General features: G+C 63.5%; 21 protein-coding genes. 8 read left to right on the forward strand and 13 right to left on the reverse strand.

Annotation, left to right across the window (positions count from 1 at the left end; genetic code table 11):
- Nucleotides 1–145: 145 nt before the first annotated feature.
- Genes AC1VON_RS05365 through AC1VON_RS05375 form a run of 3 tightly spaced genes read right to left on the reverse strand, consistent with a single transcriptional unit; the run spans nt 146 to nt 3,442 of the window.
- Nucleotides 146–1,693 carry a DHA2 family efflux MFS transporter permease subunit gene (locus AC1VON_RS05365; RefSeq protein ID WP_172347596.1) on the reverse strand — a complete coding sequence of 516 codons (1,548 nt, stop codon included), beginning with the start codon at nt 1,691–1,693 and terminating at the stop codon, nt 146–148.
- On the reverse strand, nt 1,690–2,985 hold the full coding sequence (locus AC1VON_RS05370; RefSeq protein ID WP_483120814.1) for an HlyD family secretion protein: 1,296 nt from the start codon (nt 2,983–2,985) through the stop codon (nt 1,690–1,692). Before AC1VON_RS05370 ends, AC1VON_RS05365 begins: the two co-directional genes overlap by 4 nt.
- Nucleotides 2,978–3,442: a MarR family winged helix-turn-helix transcriptional regulator gene (locus AC1VON_RS05375; protein WP_140770769.1), complete on the reverse strand. Its 465-nt coding sequence runs from the start codon at nt 3,440–3,442 to the stop codon at nt 2,978–2,980. The genes AC1VON_RS05370 and AC1VON_RS05375 overlap by 8 nt, the downstream gene beginning before the upstream one ends.
- Nucleotides 3,443–3,642: 200 nt before the next feature.
- Between AC1VON_RS05375 and AC1VON_RS05380 the strand changes: the two genes are divergently transcribed.
- The 3 genes from AC1VON_RS05380 (at nt 3,643) to yihA (ending at nt 5,350) form a co-directional block, all read left to right on the forward strand.
- Entirely contained in the window at nt 3,643–3,933 is a 291-nt protein-coding gene (locus AC1VON_RS05380) for a hypothetical protein (protein ID WP_244494109.1), read from the forward strand.
- A gap of 122 nt (nt 3,934–4,055) precedes the next feature.
- Complete coding sequence (locus AC1VON_RS05385; RefSeq protein WP_483120816.1) at nt 4,056–4,694, forward strand: CatB-related O-acetyltransferase; 639 nt, start codon at nt 4,056–4,058, stop codon at nt 4,692–4,694.
- Nucleotides 4,691–5,350 (forward strand): ribosome biogenesis GTP-binding protein YihA/YsxC, encoded by a 660-nt coding sequence (gene yihA / locus AC1VON_RS05390; protein WP_056573631.1) that lies wholly within the window; start codon nt 4,691–4,693, stop codon nt 5,348–5,350. The genes AC1VON_RS05385 and yihA overlap by 4 nt, the downstream gene beginning before the upstream one ends.
- 40 nt (nt 5,351–5,390) lie before the next feature.
- Here yihA and AC1VON_RS05395 read toward each other — a convergent pair whose 3' ends face one another.
- On the reverse strand, nt 5,391–6,134 hold the full coding sequence (locus tag AC1VON_RS05395) for a TetR/AcrR family transcriptional regulator (RefSeq protein ID WP_172347593.1): 744 nt from the start codon (nt 6,132–6,134) through the stop codon (nt 5,391–5,393).
- A gap of 126 nt (nt 6,135–6,260) precedes the next feature.
- Here AC1VON_RS05395 and AC1VON_RS05400 point away from each other — a divergent pair, with 126 nt between their 5' ends.
- Nucleotides 6,261–7,448 carry an HlyD family secretion protein gene (locus AC1VON_RS05400; protein WP_483120819.1) on the forward strand — a complete coding sequence of 396 codons (1,188 nt, stop codon included), beginning with the start codon at nt 6,261–6,263 and terminating at the stop codon, nt 7,446–7,448.
- Nucleotides 7,449–7,520: 72 nt separating this feature from the next.
- Nucleotides 7,521–9,116 (forward strand): DHA2 family efflux MFS transporter permease subunit, encoded by a 1,596-nt coding sequence (locus AC1VON_RS05405; protein ID WP_172347591.1) that lies wholly within the window; start codon nt 7,521–7,523, stop codon nt 9,114–9,116.
- Nucleotides 9,117–9,235: 119 nt separating this feature from the next.
- Here AC1VON_RS05405 and msrB read toward each other — a convergent pair whose 3' ends face one another.
- From msrB to AC1VON_RS05425, 4 genes are all read right to left on the reverse strand, one after another.
- Nucleotides 9,236–9,739 (reverse strand): peptide-methionine (R)-S-oxide reductase MsrB, encoded by a 504-nt coding sequence (msrB, locus tag AC1VON_RS05410; RefSeq protein WP_483120821.1) that lies wholly within the window; start codon nt 9,737–9,739, stop codon nt 9,236–9,238.
- 211 nt (nt 9,740–9,950) lie between these two features.
- A complete protein-coding gene (locus AC1VON_RS05415) occupies nt 9,951–10,508 on the reverse strand; it encodes a fasciclin domain-containing protein (protein ID WP_056573615.1) in 558 nt (185 codons plus the stop codon).
- Between the two features lie 225 nt (nt 10,509–10,733).
- On the reverse strand, nt 10,734–11,456 hold the full coding sequence (locus tag AC1VON_RS05420; RefSeq protein ID WP_483126275.1) for an anti-sigma factor: 723 nt from the start codon (nt 11,454–11,456) through the stop codon (nt 10,734–10,736).
- Entirely contained in the window at nt 11,453–11,992 is a 540-nt protein-coding gene (locus AC1VON_RS05425) for a sigma-70 family RNA polymerase sigma factor (protein WP_172347588.1), read from the reverse strand. Before AC1VON_RS05425 ends, AC1VON_RS05420 begins: the two co-directional genes overlap by 4 nt.
- 138 nt (nt 11,993–12,130) lie before the next feature.
- Between AC1VON_RS05425 and AC1VON_RS05430 the strand changes: the two genes are divergently transcribed.
- Together AC1VON_RS05430 and argB are read left to right on the forward strand one after the other, a co-directional pair.
- Nucleotides 12,131–13,630, forward strand: coding sequence for an amidase (locus tag AC1VON_RS05430; RefSeq protein WP_483120823.1), 1,500 nt, complete (start codon nt 12,131–12,133; stop codon nt 13,628–13,630).
- A gap of 102 nt (nt 13,631–13,732) precedes the next feature.
- Complete coding sequence (argB, locus tag AC1VON_RS05435; RefSeq protein WP_172347586.1) at nt 13,733–14,626, forward strand: acetylglutamate kinase; 894 nt, start codon at nt 13,733–13,735, stop codon at nt 14,624–14,626.
- A 7-nt stretch (nt 14,627–14,633) separates the two neighbouring features.
- On the opposite strand, the gene bchE is transcribed toward argB, so the two are convergent.
- Nucleotides 14,634–16,196, reverse strand: coding sequence for a magnesium-protoporphyrin IX monomethyl ester anaerobic oxidative cyclase (gene bchE / locus AC1VON_RS05440; protein ID WP_483120825.1), 1,563 nt, complete (start codon nt 16,194–16,196; stop codon nt 14,634–14,636).
- A gap of 117 nt (nt 16,197–16,313) precedes the next feature.
- Nucleotides 16,314–16,790, reverse strand: a complete 477-nt coding sequence (locus AC1VON_RS05445; RefSeq protein WP_023810775.1) for an Lrp/AsnC family transcriptional regulator — start codon at nt 16,788–16,790, stop codon at nt 16,314–16,316.
- A gap of 139 nt (nt 16,791–16,929) precedes the next feature.
- Here AC1VON_RS05445 and phhA point away from each other — a divergent pair, with 139 nt between their 5' ends.
- Entirely contained in the window at nt 16,930–17,766 is an 837-nt protein-coding gene (gene phhA / locus AC1VON_RS05450; RefSeq protein ID WP_483120827.1) for a phenylalanine 4-monooxygenase, read from the forward strand.
- A 289-nt stretch (nt 17,767–18,055) separates the two neighbouring features.
- Here the strand turns inward: phhA and AC1VON_RS05455 are convergent, their stop codons facing one another.
- The 3 genes from AC1VON_RS05455 to AC1VON_RS05465 all read right to left on the reverse strand — a co-directional run bounded on the left by AC1VON_RS05455 (nt 18,056) and on the right by AC1VON_RS05465 (nt 20,619).
- Nucleotides 18,056–19,495 carry a GMC oxidoreductase gene (locus AC1VON_RS05455; protein WP_483120829.1) on the reverse strand — a complete coding sequence of 480 codons (1,440 nt, stop codon included), beginning with the start codon at nt 19,493–19,495 and terminating at the stop codon, nt 18,056–18,058.
- Nucleotides 19,492–19,674, reverse strand: coding sequence for a hypothetical protein (locus AC1VON_RS05460; protein WP_483120831.1), 183 nt, complete (start codon nt 19,672–19,674; stop codon nt 19,492–19,494). Before AC1VON_RS05460 ends, AC1VON_RS05455 begins: the two co-directional genes overlap by 4 nt.
- Before the next feature lie 183 nt (nt 19,675–19,857).
- Nucleotides 19,858–20,619 (reverse strand): GGDEF domain-containing protein, encoded by a 762-nt coding sequence (locus AC1VON_RS05465; RefSeq protein WP_140770739.1) that lies wholly within the window; start codon nt 20,617–20,619, stop codon nt 19,858–19,860.
- Nucleotides 20,620–20,691: the final 72 nt, after the last annotated feature.

A 20,691-nucleotide genomic window follows, 5' to 3' on the forward strand; every position in this document is an offset into this window, starting at 1 on the left:
TGCCGTCCCCGCCTCATGTCGAGGCGCTAGGTTTCTTGGGAAGCCGCGTCGGCGAGGCCGGGGTCCTGTCGTCCCTCACAGGACCCCGGTTTCTCTTTGTGATATGTGCGTGGCTGGCCCCGGCGCGATCAGCCGGGCCCCGGCCTCACTCCATGACGGCGCTATGGTCGACCTTGGCCGGCGTGCCCGGCTTGCGCAGCAAGAGCACCAGGGGGATGGCCGCCAGCGACAGGATCATCATCAGCTTGAAGTCGTTCATGTAGCTGATGATCGTCGCCTGCAGCGTCACCACGCCGTCCAGCGCGGCCCGGCCGGCGGCGGTGTAGGGGTTCATCGCCTGCGCGATCGCCGGGTTGCTGAACGCCTGGTTGAAGGGCGTCACATAGGTGGCGATGTTGGCATGGTTGATCTGCACGTTCTGCGTCAAGAGCGCGGTGACCACCGATATGCCGACGCTCGAGCCGATGTTTCGCGACAGGTTGTAAAGCCCGGTGCCTTCCGCGCGCCGCTCCGGCGCCAGCGTGGCGAAGGTGATGGTGGTCAACGGCACGAACAGGAAGCCCAGGCCAGCGCCCTGGACGAAGCCGGTGCTGATGATCGTCCATTGCGAGACGTCGGGCGTCCAACCGGTCATGTCGTACATCGCCCAGGCGGTGACCAGTAGGCCGGTCAGCAGCAGCCATCGCGTATCCACCTTGCCGATCAGCCTGCCGACCAGGAACATGCATGCCATCGTGCCGAGGCCGCGCGGGCCCATGACGATGCCAGCCGTCACCACCGGATAGCCCATGAGCGTCTGCAGATAGGGCGTCATCAGCGCCAGCGAGGCGAGATAGGTGATGCCGATGATGAAGATGAAGACCATGCCGACGGCGAAATTCCTGTCCAGGAAGAGCCTCGGATTCACGAAGGTGTTCTTGGCGGTGAAGGTATGGACGAGGAAGATGTAGAAGGCCGACGCGCAGATCAGCGCCTCGACGATGATCTCGGACGAGGAGAACCAGTTGAGCTGCTCGCCGCGATCGAGAAACATCTGCAAAGCCGCGATGGTGATGCTGAGCATGCCGAAACCCAGCCAGTCCAGCCTTGCCTTGATGTCCAGCTTGGTTTCCAGGACGAACAGGGACACGCCCGCAAAAGCCAGCGCGCCGATCGGCACGTTGATGTAGAACACCCAGCGCCAGGAGACATTCTCGGTCAGCCAGCCGCCGATGACCGGGCCCAGCACCGGCCCGACCATCACCGAAACGCCGAACAGCGCCATCGCCGAGCCGCGCTCCTCGACGCTGTAGATGTCAAGCAGGATGCTCTGCGACAGCGGCACCAGGGCCGCGCCGAACAGGCCCTGCAGCAGGCGGAAGCCGACGATCTGCGGCAGCGACTGCGCGAAGCCGCACAGGACCGAGGCGACCACAAAGCCGGTGATCGAGGTCAGAAGGATGCGCTTGCGGCCGAAGCGGTTGGCGAGGTAGCCCGAAGGCGGTGTCATCACCGCCGCCGCGACGATGTAGGAGGTCAGCACCCAGTTGATCTGGTCGGCACTGGCCGACACGCTGCCCTGGATGTAGGGCAGTGCCACATTGGCGATGGTCGTGTCCAGCGCCTGCATGATGACGGCCAGGATCACGCAAGCTGTGATGGCGCCGCGATTGGCGACCACCGGTGTGGCACCTGCCGCGGACGCGTTGCTCATGATTTCTGTCCGAACCGGTTCAGGAGGTTGGTGACGAAGTCCGGCAGGCCGCGCGCATGGCCGGTCTCGACGTCGACCACGGCGCTCATGCCGCCGCGCAACGGGGGCTTGCCCTCGGGATCGTCAACCGTCACGCGCATCGGGATGCGCTGCACGACCTTGACCCAGTTGCCGGTGGTGTTCTGGGCCGGCAGCAGCGAGAAGCTCGACGACGAGGCGGGGCTGATCGAGGCGACCGTGCCGTGCCAGACGGCGCCCGGATAGGTGTCGACGCTGATCGTCGCCGTCTGTCCCGGCCGCACATAGGTCAGCTCGGTTTCCTTCGGCTCCGCCTCGATCCACAGATCGGTCGACGAAACCAGGCTGAAGGCCGGCTGTGAAGCCGGCAGATACTTGCCGACCTGAAGCGCGTCGACATTGGTGACGATGCCGTCGAACGGCGCCTTGACCACCGAATCGCCGAGGTTGCGCTGCGCGTCATCGACGCCCGACTGGGCCTGCAGGTAGAAGGGGTTCTTTTCCACCGGCTGGCTGGCATCGCCGCCCAGCTGGGCAAGCATGGCCTGCGCCTGCGCCTTGGCGACGGACACTTTCTGGCGCGCTGCGACGAGGTCGTGCTGGGCGCTGTCGAAAGACGCCTTGGAGGCGGTCGAGGTCTTGAGCAGATCCTGCTGCCGCTGGAAGGCGGCCTCGTAATAGGGAATGTCGGCCTCGGCCTGCTCGATCTGCGACAGCGATTGCTGGTAGCTGGCCTGCAGGGTCAGAACCTGGTTGCGCACGGTCCCGAGCTGGGCCTGGGCGGCTGCAAGAGCGGTTTCGAAAGAGGCCGGCCGCAGGCGGAAGAGTACGTCGCCCTTCTTTACAGCCTGGTTCTCGTGCACGTCGATCTCCTGCACGGTGCCGGAGACGTCGGTGGACACGCCGAGCGACTGCGCCTGGATATAGGCATTGTCGGTCGTCATCACCTGGCCCCCGGTGACGTAATAATAGCCGCCGACGGCCAGCGCGACGGGAAGCAGGGCAAAAAGCACTGGCCGCGTCAGGCCGCGCTTCGGCTTGGCCGGGGCAGGAGGGGCAAGGGCGGCAGGGGCCTGCTGAGGCTGCGGCTCCTTGGCCGGAGCCTCGAGTGCCGCGGGCTCCAGCGCAACCGGAGCTTCCAGATCGTCATTGTCGATGACGACATTGGCGCGCCTCTGTTCGCGCTCACTGTCCAGCCGGATGATCTGGTCGCCGGCGCGACCCTTTGAAGAGTCATCCTCGGCAGGCTTCTTTGGGGATGTTGATTCAACCATGTACGTTCTCCCGGTCGACGGCTGGCTGGGTGCAAGCCGCGAGCAGATTGGATTTGATCAAGCTTAGGGTTTGCAGCAGATGCTGCTGTGTTTCAGACGAAAGGCCGGCGAAGGCCTCGTCTCTTGTTTTCTGGCCGTTGCCGCGCATGGTCTCGAGCAGCGGATGGGCCCGCGGGGTCAGGTAAAGCAGCCAGGCCCTGCGGTCGGTGGGGTCGGGCCGGCGCTCGATGAAGCCGCGCGCCTCCATCTTGTCGAGCAGCCGCGCAAGCGTGATCGGCATGATCTCTATGAGGTCGGCGAGCTTGTTCTGGTGAATGCCTTCATGCAGCGAAAGATAGGCCAGCACCTGCCATTGGGCGCGGGTCAGTCCCGATGTCCGTGAACGCTGCTCGAACCGCTTCCGAAGCAAGCGCGCAACGTCGTGCAGCACGAAGCTGATATTTGGCGAGGGAGACATGGGAGGAGGTCAGGATCTATGGACAACTTTTCGTGAGCATGCTTATTATCATCATGCACATAATCCTGCTGGACGGCGCGCGCAAGACGCACTAAGCCGCGCGGAAGAAAAATTTCATGGGCCACGGTGCGGAGAAGGTGCCTCGCGGCGCGAATTTTCCGGCAAGGATTTCGACGATGAATTGGATCAGGATCGCAGCCGTGACGGCGCTTGTCGGATGCCCGGGCGCGGCGGTTGCGAAGGATGCGGTCAGTTGCGGTGGCGCCGCGATGCTGGGCGGCGCGCAACTGAACTGCAGCCACGTGGAACCCAAGGCACCGCCGCAATTCTGCACGTTTAGCTGGGCTCTTCACATGGCATCAGGCGATCAGAAAGTCGTCGAAGGCACCTTCCTGCTGCCGCCCGGAGCCTCGAATGTCACCGTCTATCAGGGCAGCGGTTTCGACAGCGCGCTGTCCAATCCGATCGTGATCTGCCGCGGCAACAAATGAGCTTGCTCGCCACGGGAGACTGGCTCCCCGGCCGATTGGTGCTATAGGGCGGATCACGTTATTTTGACCAGGCGCCTCCGGCTGCGGATGCGCCTGCCTGCCAATTCCCGGACGAACCCGACATGGACGGACCCAACCCCGACATCAAGCATCCGATCCCGATGCACACGCGTGTCGGCTTCCTGAAGCCGCTGGTGACGGAGCCGAACATCGAGATCGGCGACTTCACCTACTATGACGACCCGGACGGGCCTGACAAATTCGCGCGGAAATGCGTGCTGCACCACTATCCCTTCATCGGTGACAAGCTCATCATCGGCAAGTTCTGCGCCATCGCCGAAGGCACGCGCTTCATCATGAACGGCGCCAACCACGCAATGTCCGGCTTTTCGACCTATCCGTTCAACATTTTCGGTCATGGCTGGGAAGAGGGCTTTGACCCGGCGACATGGTCGAGGGAGGTGCGCGGTGACACGGTGGTCGGCAGCGATGTCTGGATCGGCATGGAAGCGGTGATCCTGCCCGGCGTGAAAATCGGCCATGGCGCCATCATCGCCGCCAAATCCGTGGTGACGCATGATGTGGCGCCCTATGCGATTGTTGCCGGCAACGCGGCCAAGATGGTGAAGATGCGTTTCGACGACAGGACGATCAGGCGGCTGCTGGCATTGGCATGGTGGGATTGGCCGGTGGACAAGATCGGCCGCAACCTCGATGCCATCAGGGGCGCCGATATCTCTCTTCTGGAGGCAGCAGCTTGAACGCTCAAAACAGCACCGTGATCGGCACCGACCTGTTCACGCGCGGGTGGATTTTCATCCGCGGCGTGCCGGCCATGAAATTCCTGCCGCCGGAAGGGCCGCCGGAAATCGCCTTCGCCGGCCGCTCGAATGTCGGTAAATCCTCGCTGATCAACGCTCTGGTCAACCAGAAGGGGCTGGCGCGCACCTCCAACACCCCGGGGCGCACGCAGGAACTCAACTATTTCGTGCCGGACGGATTTTCGGGCGAAGGCGCTGACCTGCCGCCGATGGCGCTGGTCGACATGCCGGGCTACGGCTACGCCACCGCGCCCAAGGAGAAGGTCGACGAATGGACCAAACTGGTCTTCGACTATCTCAAGGGCCGCGTCACGCTGAAGCGGGTCTATGTGCTGATCGATGCCCGCCACGGCATCAAGGCCAAGGACGACGAAGTGCTGTCGCTGCTCGACAAGGCGGCGGTGTCCTACCAGATCGTGCTGACCAAGACCGACAAGATCAAGGTCGCCGGCGTGCCGCGGCTGATCGAGGAGACGCTGCAGAAGATCAAGAAGCGTCCTGCGGCGTTTCCGTTCGTCCTGGCGACGTCATCGGAAAAGGGCGAAGGCCTGGAGGAATTGCAGGCCGCGATCGTGCTTGCCGCCAATGGCGGCTAGGGCAGGGAGATAGGGCCGGTCCCGATGAACCCGGCTGGCCTTAGGCCTTTGCCTCCAGGGCAATCATCTGGTGGCTTTCCTCCTCGGCGAGCCTTTCAGTGCCGTAGGCCTTCAGGAACATGTTTACTCCCGACCGGACGATGTGGTCGATCTCATCCTGGTTCGGCGCCTTGGTCCGGTAGGCGAAGATGCACTGCCGGAAAAGGCCGGCCAGGCAAAGTTCGGTGAATTGGTAAGCGGCGAGATCGACATCGTCGATCTCGAGCAGGCCGCGTTCGATGGCGGCATTGAGGAACTCCACCACCTTGTCATGGCCGCGTTTGGGGCCGCGTTCGTAAAAGCGCGCGCCCATGTCGGGGATCCTGTCGGAGGCGCCGATCACCGTGCGTTGCGCCTGGATGACCTTGGCCGAGGTGATCTTCATGGACAGCACCTTGCCGAACTTCACCAACGTCTGGCGCAGGTCGTCGGCGCGGTCGAGCATGTCGTACATGTTCTTGAAGATGGTGCCGCGCTCTTCCTCGATCAGCGCCTCGAACAGCTCTTCCTTGTTGGCGAAATAGACATAGATGGTGCCTTTCGACACGCCGGCTTCGCGCGTGATGTCATTCATCGAGGCGGCTTCGAAGCCCTTGTCTATGAAGACACGGCGGGCGCCATCGATGATCTGGCTGCGCTTGACCGGATCCTGTCCGGCCGCCGGACGTCCGCGGCGCAGGCTGTCCAGCAGGTCGCACTCTTCCTTTTCAATACTGGCTGAGGTTTCGGCTTTGGTTTCGGCCATGGGGTGACACCTCGAAATAATTCGAACCGACCGGTTCGATTGCCTCTTGATATGGTCTTCTTTTCACGCTATGTCAACGGCCAGATCGAACCGAACGGTTCAGTATTATTACTTTAGAGAGATGTGATGTCCTCGAACGCACCCACCACCGCCGAAGTCCGCCCTTTCCCCAACGCCAAGGTCGCTCCGGCGACGGAAGCACCGGAGATTCCGGTCCAGCCGGTCGCACCGCCGCCGGCGGCTGAAGCTCCGGCCAGGAAGAAGCGCTCGGTACGCTCCTTCCTGCTGCCGATCATCGGCTTTGCCCTGCTGAGCGGCGGCGCCTGGTACGGCTACGACTACTGGACCACGGGCCGTTTCATGATCTCGACCGACGACGCCTATGTCCAGGCCGACATGGCGTTCGTCTCGCCGAAGATTTCCGGCTATGTCGACCAGGTCAAGGTGAGCGAGAACCAGCTGGTCAAGGCTGGAGATCCGCTCCTGACCATCGACGATGGCGACTACAAGATCGCTGTCGCCCAGGCCGAGGCGCAGATCGCCACGCTGTCGAAGACGCTCGACCGCATCGACGCCCAGACCAAGGCCGCGCAGGCCTCCCTGCAGCAGGCGCAGGCGCAGAAGGTCGCCGATCAGGCCGCGGCCGACAACGCCGCCCGTGCCCAGCAGCGCGCCGCGCAGCTGGTCAAGACGCATGTCGGCACGCAGGCACAGCTGGATGACGCCCAGACCGCGCTCGACCAGGCCAATGCCGCTCTTGTCGGTGCCGACGCCCAGATCGCCGCCGCGCAGGCCAATATCGGTGTGCTCGAGGCGCAGCGCGCCGAGTCGGCGAGCACGCTCGCCTCCCTGCAGCTCAACCGCGACAAGGCCGCGCGCGATCTGTCCTTCACCGTGCTCAAGGCGCCTTATGACGGCGTCGTCGGCAACCGCTCGGTCGAGCAGGGCGATCTCGTCAGCCCCGGCCAGAAGCTCGCCGTCGTCGTGCCGATGGACAAGCTCTACATCGTCGCCAACTTCAAGGAGACCCAGCTTGCCCGGCTGGTTCCCGGCGAAAAGGTCAACATCTCGGTCGACGCCATCGATGGCCAGCCCATCCAGGGAACCGTTTCGTCACTGGCTCCGGCTTCGGGAGCGGTCTTCTCGCTGCTGCCGCCGGAAAACGCCACCGGCAACTTCACCAAGGTCGTGCAGCGCGTCCCGGTGCGCATTGACGTCCCGGCCGATGCCCTGAAGACCGGCAAGCTGCGCGCTGGCTTGAGCGTTGTCGTCAACGTTGACAGCCGCACCGCACCTGCCGCCACGACCAACTAAGCGCTTTCGGAGGGCGGCTCGGTGGCTGATTGAGCACTGAGCCGCCCGGCCTGCCTCAAGGAGGCTCACGCAATGGCAACCGCAACAATCACCGCAGGAGCGCCGCCGGCACGGCCGGCGGTCCCCGACACCATTTCCACACGCCGCATCATCGCCTTCCTGGCGATGGTGTTCGGCATGTTCATGGCGATCCTGGACATCCAGATCGTCTCGGCTTCGCTGTCCGAGATCCAGGCGGGCCTCAGCGCCAGCTCCGACGAAATCCCGTGGGTTCAGACGGCCTATCTGATCGCCGAGGTGGTCATGATCCCGCTGTCGGGCTTCCTCAGCCGCATGCTGTCGACGCGCGTGCTGTTCACCATCGCCGCCGCCGGCTTCACCGCCGCCAGCGCCCTTGCCGCGACCGCCACCAACATCGACCAGATGATCGTCTACCGCGCCGTGCAAGGCTTCATCGGCGGCGGCATGATCCCGAGCGTCTTTGCCGCGGCCTTCACCATCTTCCCGCCCTCGCGTCGCGCCATCGTCTCGCCGATGATCGGCCTGGTGGCGACGCTGGCGCCGACCATCGGTCCGACCGTCGGCGGCTATATCAGTCACGCCTTTTCATGGCACTGGCTGTTCCTGGTCAATGTCGTGCCCGGCATCCTGGTGGCGACCGCCGCCTGGTCGTTGATCGATTTCGACAAGCCCAATCTCAAGCTGTTCAACAAGTTCGACTGGTGGGGCCTCGCCGGCATGGCGGCCTTCCTGGGTTGCATGGAATATGTGCTTGAGGAAGGCCCGAACAATGATTGGCTGCAGGACCAAGGGGTGTTCATCTGCGCCATCGTCATGACTGTCGGCGCGGTGATCTTCTTCTGGCGGGTCTTCACCGCCGAGGAACCCATCGTCGACCTCAAGGCGTTCAGCAACATCAACTTCGCCTTCGGCTCGCTGTTCTCCTTCGTCATCGGCATCGGCCTCTACGGCCTGACCTATCTCTATCCGGTCTTCCTTGGCCGTATCCGGGGTTACGATTCGATGATGATCGGTGAAGCGCTGTTCGTCAGCGGCCTGGCGATGTTCGTCACCGCGCCGATCTCCGGCATCCTGTCGAGCAAGATGGATTTGCGGCTGATGATGATGATCGGCTTCTTCGGCTTCGCCACCGGAACCTGGTGGATGACGCATCTGACCGCCGACTGGGATTTCTACGAGCTGCTCATCCCGCAGATCCTGCGCGGTTGTTCGATGATGCTGTGCATGGTGCCAATCAACAACATCGCGCTCGGCACCTTGCCGCCGGACCGGCTGAAGAATGCGTCCGGCCTGTTCAACCTCACCCGCAATCTGGGCGGTGCCGTTGGCCTCGCCCTCATCAACACCGTGCTGATCGATCGCAACGCCTTCCACTATGCGAGGCTCTCCGAGCATGTGCAGTGGGGCAGTGCGGCCGCGCAGACCAAGCTGCAGAACATGACGCTCAATTTCGAGCAGACCACCGGCCTCGATGCGGCCAGCGCGGCGATCTCCAAGCTGTCTGGCATGGTCCAGCAGCAGGCGGCGCTGCTGTCCTTCATGGACGTGTTCTACATGCTGACCGTGCTGTTTGCGACGCTCGGCCTGTTCACCATGCTGATCAAGAAGCCGGCTGCGCCCGGTGGCGGTGGCGGCGGCGGGCATTGAATAAGAGATCCATCCGCCGGCAGCGGTTTCGGGAAGCTCCTCCAGTCCACGCCCGAAGCCCTGACAGCGCAAAAAACTCCGGGCCGCAAGACCCGGAGTTTTTTGCATTCATAGCCTGTTCAGGCCGTGGCGGGCTTGAAGGTCAGCGCCACGCCGTTGATGCAATGGCGCAGGCCGGTCGGCGCCGGGCCATCGTCGAAGACATGGCCGAGATGGCCACCGCAGCGCCGGCAATGCACCTCGGTGCGGGTCATGCCGAGCGACCGGTCCTCGGTCTTGCCGATGCCGTTGGCGATCTCCTGCCAGAAGCTCGGCCAGCCGGTACCGGAATCGAATTTCGTCTCCGAGGGATAGACCGGCAGATCGCAGCCGGCACAGGCGAAAATGCCCTTGCGGTGTTCGTTGAGCAGCGGGCTGGTGCCGGGATACTCCGTGCCTTGCTTGCGCAGCACGTCGAAGGCGGCCGGCGACAGGATCGCTTTCCACTCGTCGTCTGTCTTGGTGATCTCGAATTTCTCGGCGGCCTGCGCGGCTTGCGGGCTGCTCATGCGCAGCAGGGTTGACGCGGCTCCGACGACGCCGATGGCGGCGGCACCGCTCAAAAGAAAGTCGCGACGGTTCATGGCCAGTTCCTCCTGTCTTCTCTTTTGCCAAACTATACCGCCACGCAGAAATCAAAAGCCGGTGACGGTTTGCCCTCGAACGACACTCCGCGCCGTTCCACGGTTGATCGTGGGCGGCGCGGAGCATGCGTGTCGACTGCGCATCACGGGAGCGAGACGGCGCGATCGATGGAGAGCTCTTGCCGCAACTTCGTGCGCGGCAAGCCCTTTGTTACATCTTCGGCAGAAGAACCTTGTCGATGACGTGAATGACGCCATTGGACTGCTCGACATCGGCGATCGTCACATTGGCGACATTGCCATTCTCGTCGGTGACGGTGACCTTGCCGCCATCGGCCTTGAGGGACAGTTCGCAACCGCCGACCGTCTTGACCTTGTGCGTACCGCCGTCAGCCTTGGCCATCGACGCCACGTCCGCCGCCATCGCCTTGGCGCCGATGACATGGCAGGTCAGTATCTTGACGAGCTTGTCCTTGTTCTCGGGCTTGAGCAGCGTGTCGACCGTGCCTGCCGGCAGCGCGGCGAAGGCCTCGTTGGTCGGCGCGAACACGGTGAACGGACCGGCGCCCTGCAGGGTCTCGACCAGGCCGGCTGCCTTGACGGCGGCGACCAGCGTCGTGTGATCCTTCGAATTGACGGCATTCTCGACGATGGTCTTGTTGGCATACATGGCGGCGCCGCCGACCATCGGGTTTTCGGCATAGGCAGCGGTGGCAAGCGCGGAGACCGCGATCGTACCGGCGAGCAAAAGGGTGGCGAATCTACGCATGATGTTCAAACTCCTCGGGTTTCTCTTCCCATTCTTGGGGACGCGAGGAGATACGGACCACAAACGCGGGAGTTTCAGAATATTTTTGAATTTCTAATTTATTCGTCCGGGCGAAGAGATTTGTTCCGCGCAACAGTTTGCCGGCACACATGCCTATTTAAGCACGTGTGACATGAGATGAATTTGGAATAGTCTGGCGACGGCTTCGCTACGAGGAGAAGCCGGTCAGATGCTCTTCAAGTCGCCCGCGGCAACCACCGGGCCGGTGGGCTGCCCGGTCGGCGAGCCGCCGGCCGGCTCAAGGCTGACAGCCAGCACCGCGCCTTGCGCCAGTTTCTGCTGCGTGGCGGGCGAGACCCCGATATGCGCTGTCGCACCGGCCGGGATGACGCCCATTGAGACCGGGGCGTTCTTGCCCTCGATCATCCAAAGCTCGAAGTCCTTGCCGGAAGCGAGCGTGCCGGAAACATGCGAAAGGCTGACCTCATGCCGCTCGGAATCATAGACCGCGAGATATTTTACGTCGCTGCCATCGGCGGCCAGCGAGGCGACAAGCCGCGCCTGCGGCTGTTCAGCCGGGCGATTGACGTAGGGCACGGCCACATAGAGAGCCAGGGCGGCAACCGCCGCCACGGCAAGGCCGCGCCAGAAGGCAAGGCTGGACCACAGGCCGGCGCCTGCCTCGGGTTGTATTGCAGCCGTCGACGCAAAAAGCCGGCGGTCGATCGCCGGCTTCATCGAAGCCGGCGGCTCAACCTCCGGATACGCTGCGCCCAGCGGCGAGAGATGAACCTCCCAGCCATCGACGAGCCGTGCGAATTCGGCTTCGGTATCGATGCGCCTGATCGCGATCTGCCGCTCTTCCGCCGGCAGAACGCCAAGAACGTATTCGGCGGCGAACAGGTCGTCGCCTCCACGTTCCGGTCCATTGTCCTCTGCCAGCGTCATCTTTCCAGACATTCTCTGAGTTTCATCAGGCTGCGGCGCAGCCAGGTACGCATCGTGTTCAGCGGCACGCCGTGGCGCTCCGCCAGTTCGGCATAGCTTTCGCCCTTGAGATAAGCACCCCGGACAGCCGCCGCCCGGTCCTTTTCCAGCTCATCGAGGCAATGATGGATGCGTCCGGATTCATCGCCCGCCACCACCATCGCTTCAGGTCCCGGTGCCGGATCGGCCACATCGAGCGCGGCATCGATATCGGCGGCAGGCCTGCGCCGCGCCCTGATACGATCGATCGCGTGGTTGCGTGCGATTGCGACCAGCCAGGAGATCGGGCTCAGATCGGAGACAGCAAAACGATCCGCCTTCGTCCATATCTTGACGAAGACTTCCTGCAACGCTTCTTCCGCATCTCCCCGATCGTTCAATACACGAAGGCAGACGCCGAAAAGTTTCGCACTGGTCTGCCGGTAGAGCAGATCGAACGCAGCCCGATCCTTCATCGAAGTCCGGACGATCAGCTTCGAGATATCCTGCGGCGTCATGCGAGCCAAATTAGGTGATTGCGTTGTATTTGCAACGCCGGAAATATTCTGTGCACCCTGAAGCTCCGGCGTTCGGTAGCGGCTTCGATTGCCAAGGGAATCGCCGCTGGCTAGCTTGGCCAAAAGTGGGGAGCGCTGATGTCGGTCGAACGGACCCTGTGGGAAGAGGACGCAACCGGCCTCGCCGGTCTGGTGCGCAAGGGCGAACTGTCGGCGATCGAGCTGACCGAAGCGGCGATCGCGCGCGCAGAGGCCACGCGGCCTGAAATCAATGCCACGGCCGAACCGCTCTACGAGGCCGCGCGGGCGCGGGCCAGGACCATCGACCGCTCGTTGCCGCTGGCCGGCGTGCCCTTTGCCATCAAGGACCTCGGCATCGCCATCAAGGGCGTGCCGTCGCATGGCGGCAGTCGCATTCCGGCCTCGGTGCCCGATATCAATTCGGTGATGACCGAGCGCTACCTCGCCGCCGGGCTGATCCCGATCGTCACCTCGACATCGCCGGAGCACGGCCTGCGGCTGATGACCGAATCAAAAGCCTTCGGCATCACCCGCAATCCCTGGAACACCGGCCATACCAGCGGCGGCTCGTCGGGTGGTTCGGCAGCCCTCGTCGCCGCCGGCGTGGTGCCGGTGGCGCATGCCTCCGATGGCGGCGGCTCGATCCGGGTGCCTTCCGCCTGCACGGGCCTGGTCGGCCTCAAGACCTCGCGCGGCCGTATCCCGCTGACGCCGCTGGTGAGCGAAAGCTGGTACGGCATGGTGGTCGACCACGCCGTCACCCGCTCGGTGCGCGACACCGCACTGCTGCTCGACCTCACCCATGGTCCGGACTCCTTGTCGCCCTATGCCGCGCTGCCGCCGAAGGGTACGTTCGCCGCAGCCGCCGCGCGCGATCCGGGCCAGCTGAGGCTGGCCGTCTATCGCAAGTCGCCGCTTGGCCTGCCGATTTCGGCTGAAACAATGAAAGCGCTCGACATGGCGGTCGCGCTTGCGCGAGAGGGCGGCCATACGGTGGAGGACATCGATCTGCCCTTCATCGACCGTGACTTCTTCGCCGACTTCTGCAGTACGGTTGCTTCGGCCGTCGCCGGCATGCTGCGGGCGGAAGCGCTGCGCGTCGGCCGTTCCGTCACCGGCGACATCGAGCGTGCCACGCGGGTGCTGGGCCGGTTGGGCGAAATGGTGTCGGCCGGCGAGATCTATGCCAGCCTGCAGCGGCTGCATGCTGCCTCGCGGCGGATGATCGAGGAAACCGCGCAGTATGATGCTGTGCTGATGCCCATCATCGCCCACCCGCCGCTCGCCTGCGGCGCCATGGATCCGCAGGGCGCCGATGAGCTGATCGAGAACCTGCTCGACAAGCTTCACTTGACGCCTTTGCTGAAGCTGAAATCACTTTTCGGCCAGTTGATGGACAAGAGCCTTTTCTTCACCCACTGGCCGGCGATCCACAATGTCAGCGGCCAGCCGTCGATCGCGCTGCCGGTCCATGTCACCGACGCCGGCCTGCCGCTGGGCATCCAGGCCGCCGGCCGCCCGGGCGACGAAGAGACGCTTTTGTCCTTCGCCGCGCAGATGGAGAAGATCTCGGGTTGGCTGGGCCGCAGGGCGCCGTTGATGGTCCCTTCGCGATGACGACGTCGTGAGACGTCGAATATGACAGCAATGCCATTTGCCCCCTGCGCCAATTCCCGCTAAGACGCCGCCGTCCTTACCCATATCCAGGGAACCATGCCGATGACGGAGATAACCGCCACCGCCGAAATGCAGGCCGCCCTGCTGTCACGGGCGCTGCCCTATATGCAGCGCTACGAACACAAGACGGTCGTGGTGAAATATGGCGGCCACGCGATGGGTGATATCGAACTCGGCAAGGCTTTCGCCCGCGACATCGCGCTGCTCAAGCAATCCGGCGTCAACCCGATCGTCGTCCATGGCGGCGGGCCGCAGATCGGCGCCATGCTGACCAAGATGGGCATTGAATCCAAATTCGAGGGTGGGCTGCGCGTCACCGACCAGAAGACGGTCGAGATCGTCGAGATGGTGCTGGCCGGCTCGATCAACAAGGAGATCGTCGCGCTGATCAACGCCGAGGGCGAATGGGCGATCGGCCTGTGCGGCAAGGACGGCAACATGGTCTTCGCCGAAAAGGCGCGCAAGACCATGATCGACCCCGATTCCAACATCGAGCGCGTGCTCGATCTCGGCTTTGTCGGCGAGCCGGTCGAGGTCGACCGCACGCTGCTCGACCTCCTGGCGCGCTCCGAGATGATCCCGGTACTGGCGCCGGTGGCGCCCGGCCGCGACGGCCACACCTACAACATCAACGCCGACACCTTTGCTGGCGCCATTGCGGGGGCCTGCCAGGCGACACGGCTGCTGTTCCTCACCGACGTGCCGGGTGTGCTGGACAAGAACAAGAAGCTGATCGACGAGCTGACCGTCGCCGAGGCCAAGGCACTGATCAAGGACGGTACGGTCTCGGGCGGCATGATCCCCAAGGTCGAGACCTGCATCGAGGCGATCGAGCGCGGTGTCGAAGGCGTCGTCATCCTCAACGGCAAGACGCCGCATGCGGTGCTGCTCGAACTCTTCACCGAACACGGCGCCGGCACGCTGATCGTACCCTAGCAAAATATCAGCCGGCTAATCTTTTCTCCGGCAGTTCGCGATTTGCGGTGGAAAGCCCCGGTTTCGGCGCCGCGCGCCGAACGGTCATCGATTCTTCCTGGGCGTCCTGCGGCGCGCCCCAGAATTCGGCAAGTGTCGGGCCGTCCTTCACCCTGCCGTCGCGGGCGAGAAAGCCCCAGACCTCGCGGAACCAGACGCGGCGGCCCATTTTGGTGTACCAGCGCATCGAATGCCGTTGCTCGGGGTCGGGGTGGAACAGGATGCGCGCCAGCGCCTTCGGCCTGGACTGCACGGCAAGTTCGATCAGCTTGACGCTGAAGAACAGCATCCATGGCTTCAGCCGGGTCATGTGCAGCACCTGGTGCTTGTAGTCCCACAGCCGGGCATCTTTTTGGATGACCTTGCGATTGCGTGCGATGCGGAAGAACGGCGTCCAGCGATGCGGCGTCACATAGAGCGCCTGGATCTGGTCGGGGTCATAGGCGACGAGCTGGCGAAAGCCGCGCCACAGGTCGCGAAACCCCTCATCCTCGAAGCCGGCCACCCAGGTCGCCATCGACAGGATGCCGTGCTGGCGCAGCAGCCTGATCGCCTCGCGGTCGGATGAGGTGCTGCCGCCCTTGCGGATCAATTGAAGCGTCTGCTCGTCGGTGTTTTCCATGCCGAGCAGCCAGCGGATGACACCGGCCTTGCGGTAGAGATGCAGTATGTCGGCGTCGCGCACGATGTCGTCGGCGCGCGTCGAGCCGACGATCAGAACCGGCACGTTCTCGGCGATCAGCGCATCCAGGAACGCGCGCCACGCCTTCTTGGAAACAGTCGGGTTCTCGTCGGCGAGATTGACCAACTCGACGCCGTGTTCGCGATGCAGCCAGGCGATCTCCCGCGCGAATTTCTTGGGGTCGCGATGCCGCCAGCGGGTCCAGAAGCCGCGCTGGCCGCAATAGTTGCACAGATGCGGGCAGCCACGCGAAAACTGCATCACCACCGCGCGCTTGCCGCCCCAATAGCTGTACATGTCATGGTCGATCAACTCCCAGCCGACACGGTAGGCGTCGAGCTCGGCAATGGTCATCGCCGCCTGCGTGGCGAAGGGCCGGCGCAGATCGTCACGAAAGGCTATGCCGGCGACGCTCGCCGGCGGCTGGTGCATCTCCAGTGCCTCGACCAGCGCCACCACGGTCGCCTCGCCTTCGCCGCGCACGATGAAATCGAAGACATCCGTCGCAGCCAGTATGTCGTGCCAGTGATAGGTCGGGAAGACGCCGCCATAGATGATGATGGTCGCCGGCTCGCGCTGCTTGATCATCTTGGCGATCAGCAAGGCGGTCGGATGCGCCGAGGTCGAGCCGGAATGGCCGATCAGGACGAAGTCCGGGAAGTCATGCAGAGCGTCGCCCACCACCTTCTTGAGGGGCATTGGCCCGAATTCGGCATCGACAAGCCGCACGTCGTGACCGGCATCGATCAGCGGGCCGCCGATCGCCAGCAGGCCGAGCGGCGGCAGATGGTCGTCGGGCACGCGGCTGCCGATGGCGGTGTGCGGCGGATTGATCAGGACGATTTTCATGGCGGACCTCATGGAGAGATGGTCCGCGTATACTGATCCGGGATGTGGACCCCTGATTGGCCTGTTTCAGCAGTTTGCGTGCAGCTTTTCCCTAGGGAACGAGGAAGGCTGGCGCCGTCATCGCCTGAGATGCGCGAGCGGCACGTGGCCTGGCCCCTTGATGTTCTGCAGCACCAGTTGAGTATGGACGTCGCGCACGCCGTCGAGCCGCATCAGCCGGTGCATGACGAAGGCGTTGAGCTCGTCGACCGACGGCACCATGACATGCAGCAGGAAATCGTGGTCGCCGGTCATCGTCCAGCACGAGGACACCTCGTCCATGCGCTGTACGGCGGCAATGAAGCTCTCGGGCGAGCCGTCGCTGTGGCTGACAAGGCGCACCTGGATGAACACCTCGACCATAAGACCGACCGCGCGGCGGCTGATCACCGCGGCGAAGCCCTTGATGATGCCGGCGTCCTGCAGCGCCTCGAAGCGCCGCGCGCATGGCGTCGTCGACAGGCCGATCTCTTGCGCCAGCTCGGAGACCGGCTTGCGGCCATCACGTTGCAGGACGTCGAGCATCTTGATCTCGAAATCATCGAATTGAGGCATTTTAACTCCGTGTGTGCTCTGATTGAGTGAATATATCCCGAATATTCCGTTCGAGCCATCATTAAAACCGATTTGCCTCGACAGATCCGGTTAGCCTCATGGCACCATCCGGCACTCATGATTTGCGAGGAGAAGAACCATGACGACGATGAGCGTTGCCGAATACGCCCGCGACTGCGCGGCTCAAGGCCTGCGCGGCGACTATTCTGTCTGCCGTGCCGATTTCACCGTGGCGCAGGGTTACGATTACAGCGACGAGGAACAGGCGGTGTGGCGCACGCTGTGCGACCGCCAGACCAAGCTGACGCGCAAGCTCGCCCACCACTCCTATCTCGACGGTGTCGAAAAACTCGGCCTGCTCGACCGCATTCCCGATTTCGAGGATGTCAGCGCCAAGCTGCGCAAGCTGACCGGCTGGGAGATCGTCGCCGTGCCGGGTCTCATTCCCGCCGCCCCCTTCTTCGATCATCTCGCCAATCGCCGCTTCCCGGTCACCAACTGGCTGCGCACCAGGCAGGAGCTCGACTACATCGTCGAACCCGACATGTTCCACGACTTCTTCGGCCACGTGCCGGTGCTGTCGCAGCCGGTATTCGCCGATTTCATGCAGATGTATGGCAAGAAGGCCGGTGACATCATCGCGCTCGGCGGTGACGAGATGATCACAAGGCTCTACTGGTACACGGCCGAATATGGCCTGATGCAGGAGAGGGGTCAGCCGCTGAAGGCCTTTGGCGCCGGCCTGATGTCGTCCTTCACCGAACTGCAGTTCGCCGTCGACAGCAAGGACGCTCATCACGTGCCCTTCGACCTCGAAACGGTGATGCGTACCGGCTACGAGATCGACAAGTTCCAGCGCGCCTATTTCGTTCTGCCGTCCTTCGACGCCTTGCGCGATGCCTTCCAGGCCGCCGATTTCGAGGCGATCGTCGCCCGCCGCAAGGGCCAGCCGGCGCTCGACCCGGCCACGGTCTAGTGGATCTCGCCCAAAGACCTGAAGCCATGTTCACGGGAAGCAACCGACGCTCCAAGGCCGAACTGGAACGGCACGCGGATGCCTCGGTGGAGGCGTTTCTTGTCACCTATGGGGTCAAGCCGAAATAGTCTCCGTCCCTGCCGACATTTGCGGTGACGCCGCGAACACAACGGCGCTCCGCCTCGCGATCTACCGCTTTTGAGAGCCATGCCGGGCTCCCGCCGGTGCCGTTATCGGCGCCGGCAACATATCAGCTTGCAGCGGGGCGAATGGGCTCGCGGCGCAACCGTCAGACCGCGACCACCTTGCTCAGATGGTCCCCCAGCCGACAGGCCAGCGCGGTGATCGTCGTCGTCGGGTTGGCTTGACCCGAGGTGCAGAACACCGAGGAGCCGCCGACATAGAGATTGTCCATGCCGTGCACCTTGCAGTTGGCGTCCACCACGCTCTTGGTGACGTCGGTGCCCATGCGCGTGCCGCCCATGTGATGGTGTCCCGCGGTCTCCTCGTTGGTCGGGTAGTCCTCGGCGTTGGCAATCCAGTCCATTAAGCGAACACGGCCGAGATCCTTCTCGATGAGCGTCGTGCCGAACAGTTTCAGGCCTTCGACAAGCGTGCGGCGTTCCAGCTCGGATTTCTTCCAGTGCAACTCGATGCGCGGCACGCCGGCATGGTCGACATCGGTCTTCGACAGTTCGACCTGGTTGGAGGCCAGCGGTGCTTGTTCCCAGGCGACGTAGAGTTGGGCCGCGCAGCGCAGGTTCTGGCTGAGCTGATAGGCGACCCATTCGGCCATGTCGGGTGCCGTGCAGGCGAGGTCGGCAATCACATGCTTGATGCCGGCATAGGGCGTCTCGATCAGCCTGATGCCGAAATTCATGATCCGCAGGCGTTCCATCGCGGCGAGAGTCGGCGAGAAGAAGGCTTCGTTGACGGCATCGACCTCGAACTCGCTGTAGTTGGCCAGGATGGCATTGCCGCCCTCGAAGGTCGGATGTTCCATCCAGTAGCGGCCGAGCGCCGTGGCGTTTGGGACCACGCCGCCGTTGGAACGTTGGTTCGACCACAGAAGCAGCCGCGAATTCTCCAGTCCGCCGGCGCAGACGATGAAATAGTCGGCGCTGAATGTGCCGGCATCCTGGCCGTTGGACCACAGTTTGGCGCCGGTCACCCGTTTGCCGTCGCCGGCAAGTTCGGTGGCATAGGTGTTGAGCACGACGGCGATGTTGGGGCTCTTGTCGAGTTCGTCGGCGAATTTCTCGCCGAAGCGCACCGCCGGGCTCTTGATCAGCTGCACCCAGCGTATGTCGTCCGAGATCGGCACGTCAGGCCGGAAATCGGGAAGTTCGAGGATATCGTGCACCTCGGGCAAATAGGGCTCGATGTCGGCGCGGCGGATTGGCCAGCCGGTGTCGGGTGCCCAGGCCTTCGGCTCGAAATCCTGCTTGTCGAGCACGCGGCACCAGCCGGCCCAGTGGTTGGAGCTGCCGCCCATATACCGCAGCCGGGTGATGTCGAGATCGAAATAGAAGTCGCCGACCGTGGTGCCGCGGTAGAAATCCTGCGACTCGTCGCTGAACTCGCGCGCGCCGGCCTCCAGCACGACGACCTGGATGCCGGCGGCACCCAGCTTGCGGGCGATGGTGGTGCCGGCCGGACCGGAACCGAGAATGCAGACCTTGGGCTTGAAGGTGGCGGCGCGGTACGCCTCGTAGCTGTCGAAGATCATGCCAGGTCGCTCCGCTTCAGGATCCAGCCATTGACCTCGACGATCTCGTTCGGGTCGGCCTGGGCTCGATTGGCATGGGTGGCGCCGGCCTCGGGCAGCTTGCGGAACAAGGACAGGGCAGGCAGTGCGATCATCGCCCGCACGAGTGTGCGGCGTGACATTTTCTTGAAGAAACTCATGACAGGTCTCTCGCATAGGGGCTTCGATGCGCATGACATTCCCCGAACGGCACACGCATCGTCACAGAAGCCAGTATCGTGCCAAGTCAGGCCGCAAGGCAGCGAAAAGGCTGGCAAGCGGCACAACCGAATGCAAACAGAGTTAGAAATTTCTTAACAGGCGGGTGTACCGGGCCGACCGCCTCAGGCGGCCGCGGAAATATCGGTATCGAGGATCGACAGATTGCGGCCGGCATGCTTGGCCTGATAGAGGCGCTGGTCGGCGGCACGCATCAGCTCCGAGACGTTTGCCTCTTCTCCGCAGACGGTGCCGCCGATGCTGACGGTCAGCGGAATGGTCCGCTCGTCGACGGGCCGGAAGCGGATCAGCTCGACCTCGCGGCGAATGCGCTCGGCAACACGCTTGGCTTCTTTTTCCGTGGCTCCGACCAGAAACGCGCCGAACTCCTCGCCGCCAATGCGCCCGAGCACGTCGCCGCTGCGCACGCCGCGCTCGATGGCGCTGGCGATCAACAGCAACGCGTCGTCGCCGGTCAGGTGGCCGAAACTGTCATTGATCTTCTTGAAATGATCGGCGTCGATGATCAGCAGTGCACCGCGGTCGGACTTGCGCCGGGAGCCGTCCAGCGCGGCGAAGAAACTTTCCCGGTTGAGCATGCCGGTCATGTCGTCGCGGCTGGCCTTTTCCGACAAGCGGCGGTGCGCCGCGGCGAGCTGGGCGTGCGCCCGGGCCAGTTCGCGGTGCGCGTTTTTCAGCCTGTCGCTCTGCCAGAAGGTGCTGATGCAGGCGACCCATGCAAGGACCAGCGGGCAGAGGGTCGAGGTCAGCCAGATCGTCCGGTTAATCGGAAATCCCATGGCCGGAACGATGATCAGCGTGAGAAGAAGGGAGGCGGCGACGGAGGCAAAAGCGATAGCGGCGGATTTCAGAATGATGCTGTTCATCGCGGGCTCCCACAGGACTGTCTCTGTGCCAGCAAGCCCTGAAGGCCACCTTTCCCGGTTGCTTAAAATTTG

Source organism: Mesorhizobium sp. HAY1-8B (assembly GCF_056868045.1).

Bases quoted from the DNA above. Each gene is read 5' to 3' on its own strand.
- AC1VON_RS05365 (WP_172347596.1), bottom strand. From the start codon at position 1,693: ATGAGCAACGCGTCCGCGGCAGGTGCCACACCGGTGGTCGCCAATCGC.
- AC1VON_RS05370 (WP_483120814.1), bottom strand. From the start codon at position 2,985: ATGGTTGAATCAACATCCCCAAAGAAGCCTGCCGAGGATGACTCTTCA.
- AC1VON_RS05375 (WP_140770769.1), bottom strand. From the start codon at position 3,442: ATGTCTCCCTCGCCAAATATCAGCTTCGTGCTGCACGACGTTGCGCGC.
- AC1VON_RS05385 (WP_483120816.1), top strand. From the start codon at position 4,056: ATGGACGGACCCAACCCCGACATCAAGCATCCGATCCCGATGCACACG.
- AC1VON_RS05395 (WP_172347593.1), bottom strand. From the start codon at position 6,134: ATGGCCGAAACCAAAGCCGAAACCTCAGCCAGTATTGAAAAGGAAGAG.
- AC1VON_RS05400 (WP_483120819.1), top strand. From the start codon at position 6,261: ATGTCCTCGAACGCACCCACCACCGCCGAAGTCCGCCCTTTCCCCAAC.
- AC1VON_RS05405 (WP_172347591.1), top strand. From the start codon at position 7,521: ATGGCAACCGCAACAATCACCGCAGGAGCGCCGCCGGCACGGCCGGCG.
- msrB (WP_483120821.1), bottom strand. From the start codon at position 9,739: ATGAACCGTCGCGACTTTCTTTTGAGCGGTGCCGCCGCCATCGGCGTC.
- AC1VON_RS05415 (WP_056573615.1), bottom strand. From the start codon at position 10,508: ATGCGTAGATTCGCCACCCTTTTGCTCGCCGGTACGATCGCGGTCTCC.
- AC1VON_RS05420 (WP_483126275.1), bottom strand. From the start codon at position 11,456: ATGACGCTGGCAGAGGACAATGGACCGGAACGTGGAGGCGACGACCTG.
- AC1VON_RS05425 (WP_172347588.1), bottom strand. From the start codon at position 11,992: ATGACGCCGCAGGATATCTCGAAGCTGATCGTCCGGACTTCGATGAAG.
- AC1VON_RS05430 (WP_483120823.1), top strand. From the start codon at position 12,131: ATGTCGGTCGAACGGACCCTGTGGGAAGAGGACGCAACCGGCCTCGCC.
- argB (WP_172347586.1), top strand. From the start codon at position 13,733: ATGACGGAGATAACCGCCACCGCCGAAATGCAGGCCGCCCTGCTGTCA.
- bchE (WP_483120825.1), bottom strand. From the start codon at position 16,196: ATGAAAATCGTCCTGATCAATCCGCCGCACACCGCCATCGGCAGCCGC.
- AC1VON_RS05445 (WP_023810775.1), bottom strand. From the start codon at position 16,790: ATGCCTCAATTCGATGATTTCGAGATCAAGATGCTCGACGTCCTGCAA.
- phhA (WP_483120827.1), top strand. From the start codon at position 16,930: ATGACGACGATGAGCGTTGCCGAATACGCCCGCGACTGCGCGGCTCAA.
- AC1VON_RS05455 (WP_483120829.1), bottom strand. From the start codon at position 19,495: ATGATCTTCGACAGCTACGAGGCGTACCGCGCCGCCACCTTCAAGCCC.
- AC1VON_RS05460 (WP_483120831.1), bottom strand. From the start codon at position 19,674: ATGAGTTTCTTCAAGAAAATGTCACGCCGCACACTCGTGCGGGCGATG.
- AC1VON_RS05465 (WP_140770739.1), bottom strand. From the start codon at position 20,619: ATGAACAGCATCATTCTGAAATCCGCCGCTATCGCTTTTGCCTCCGTC.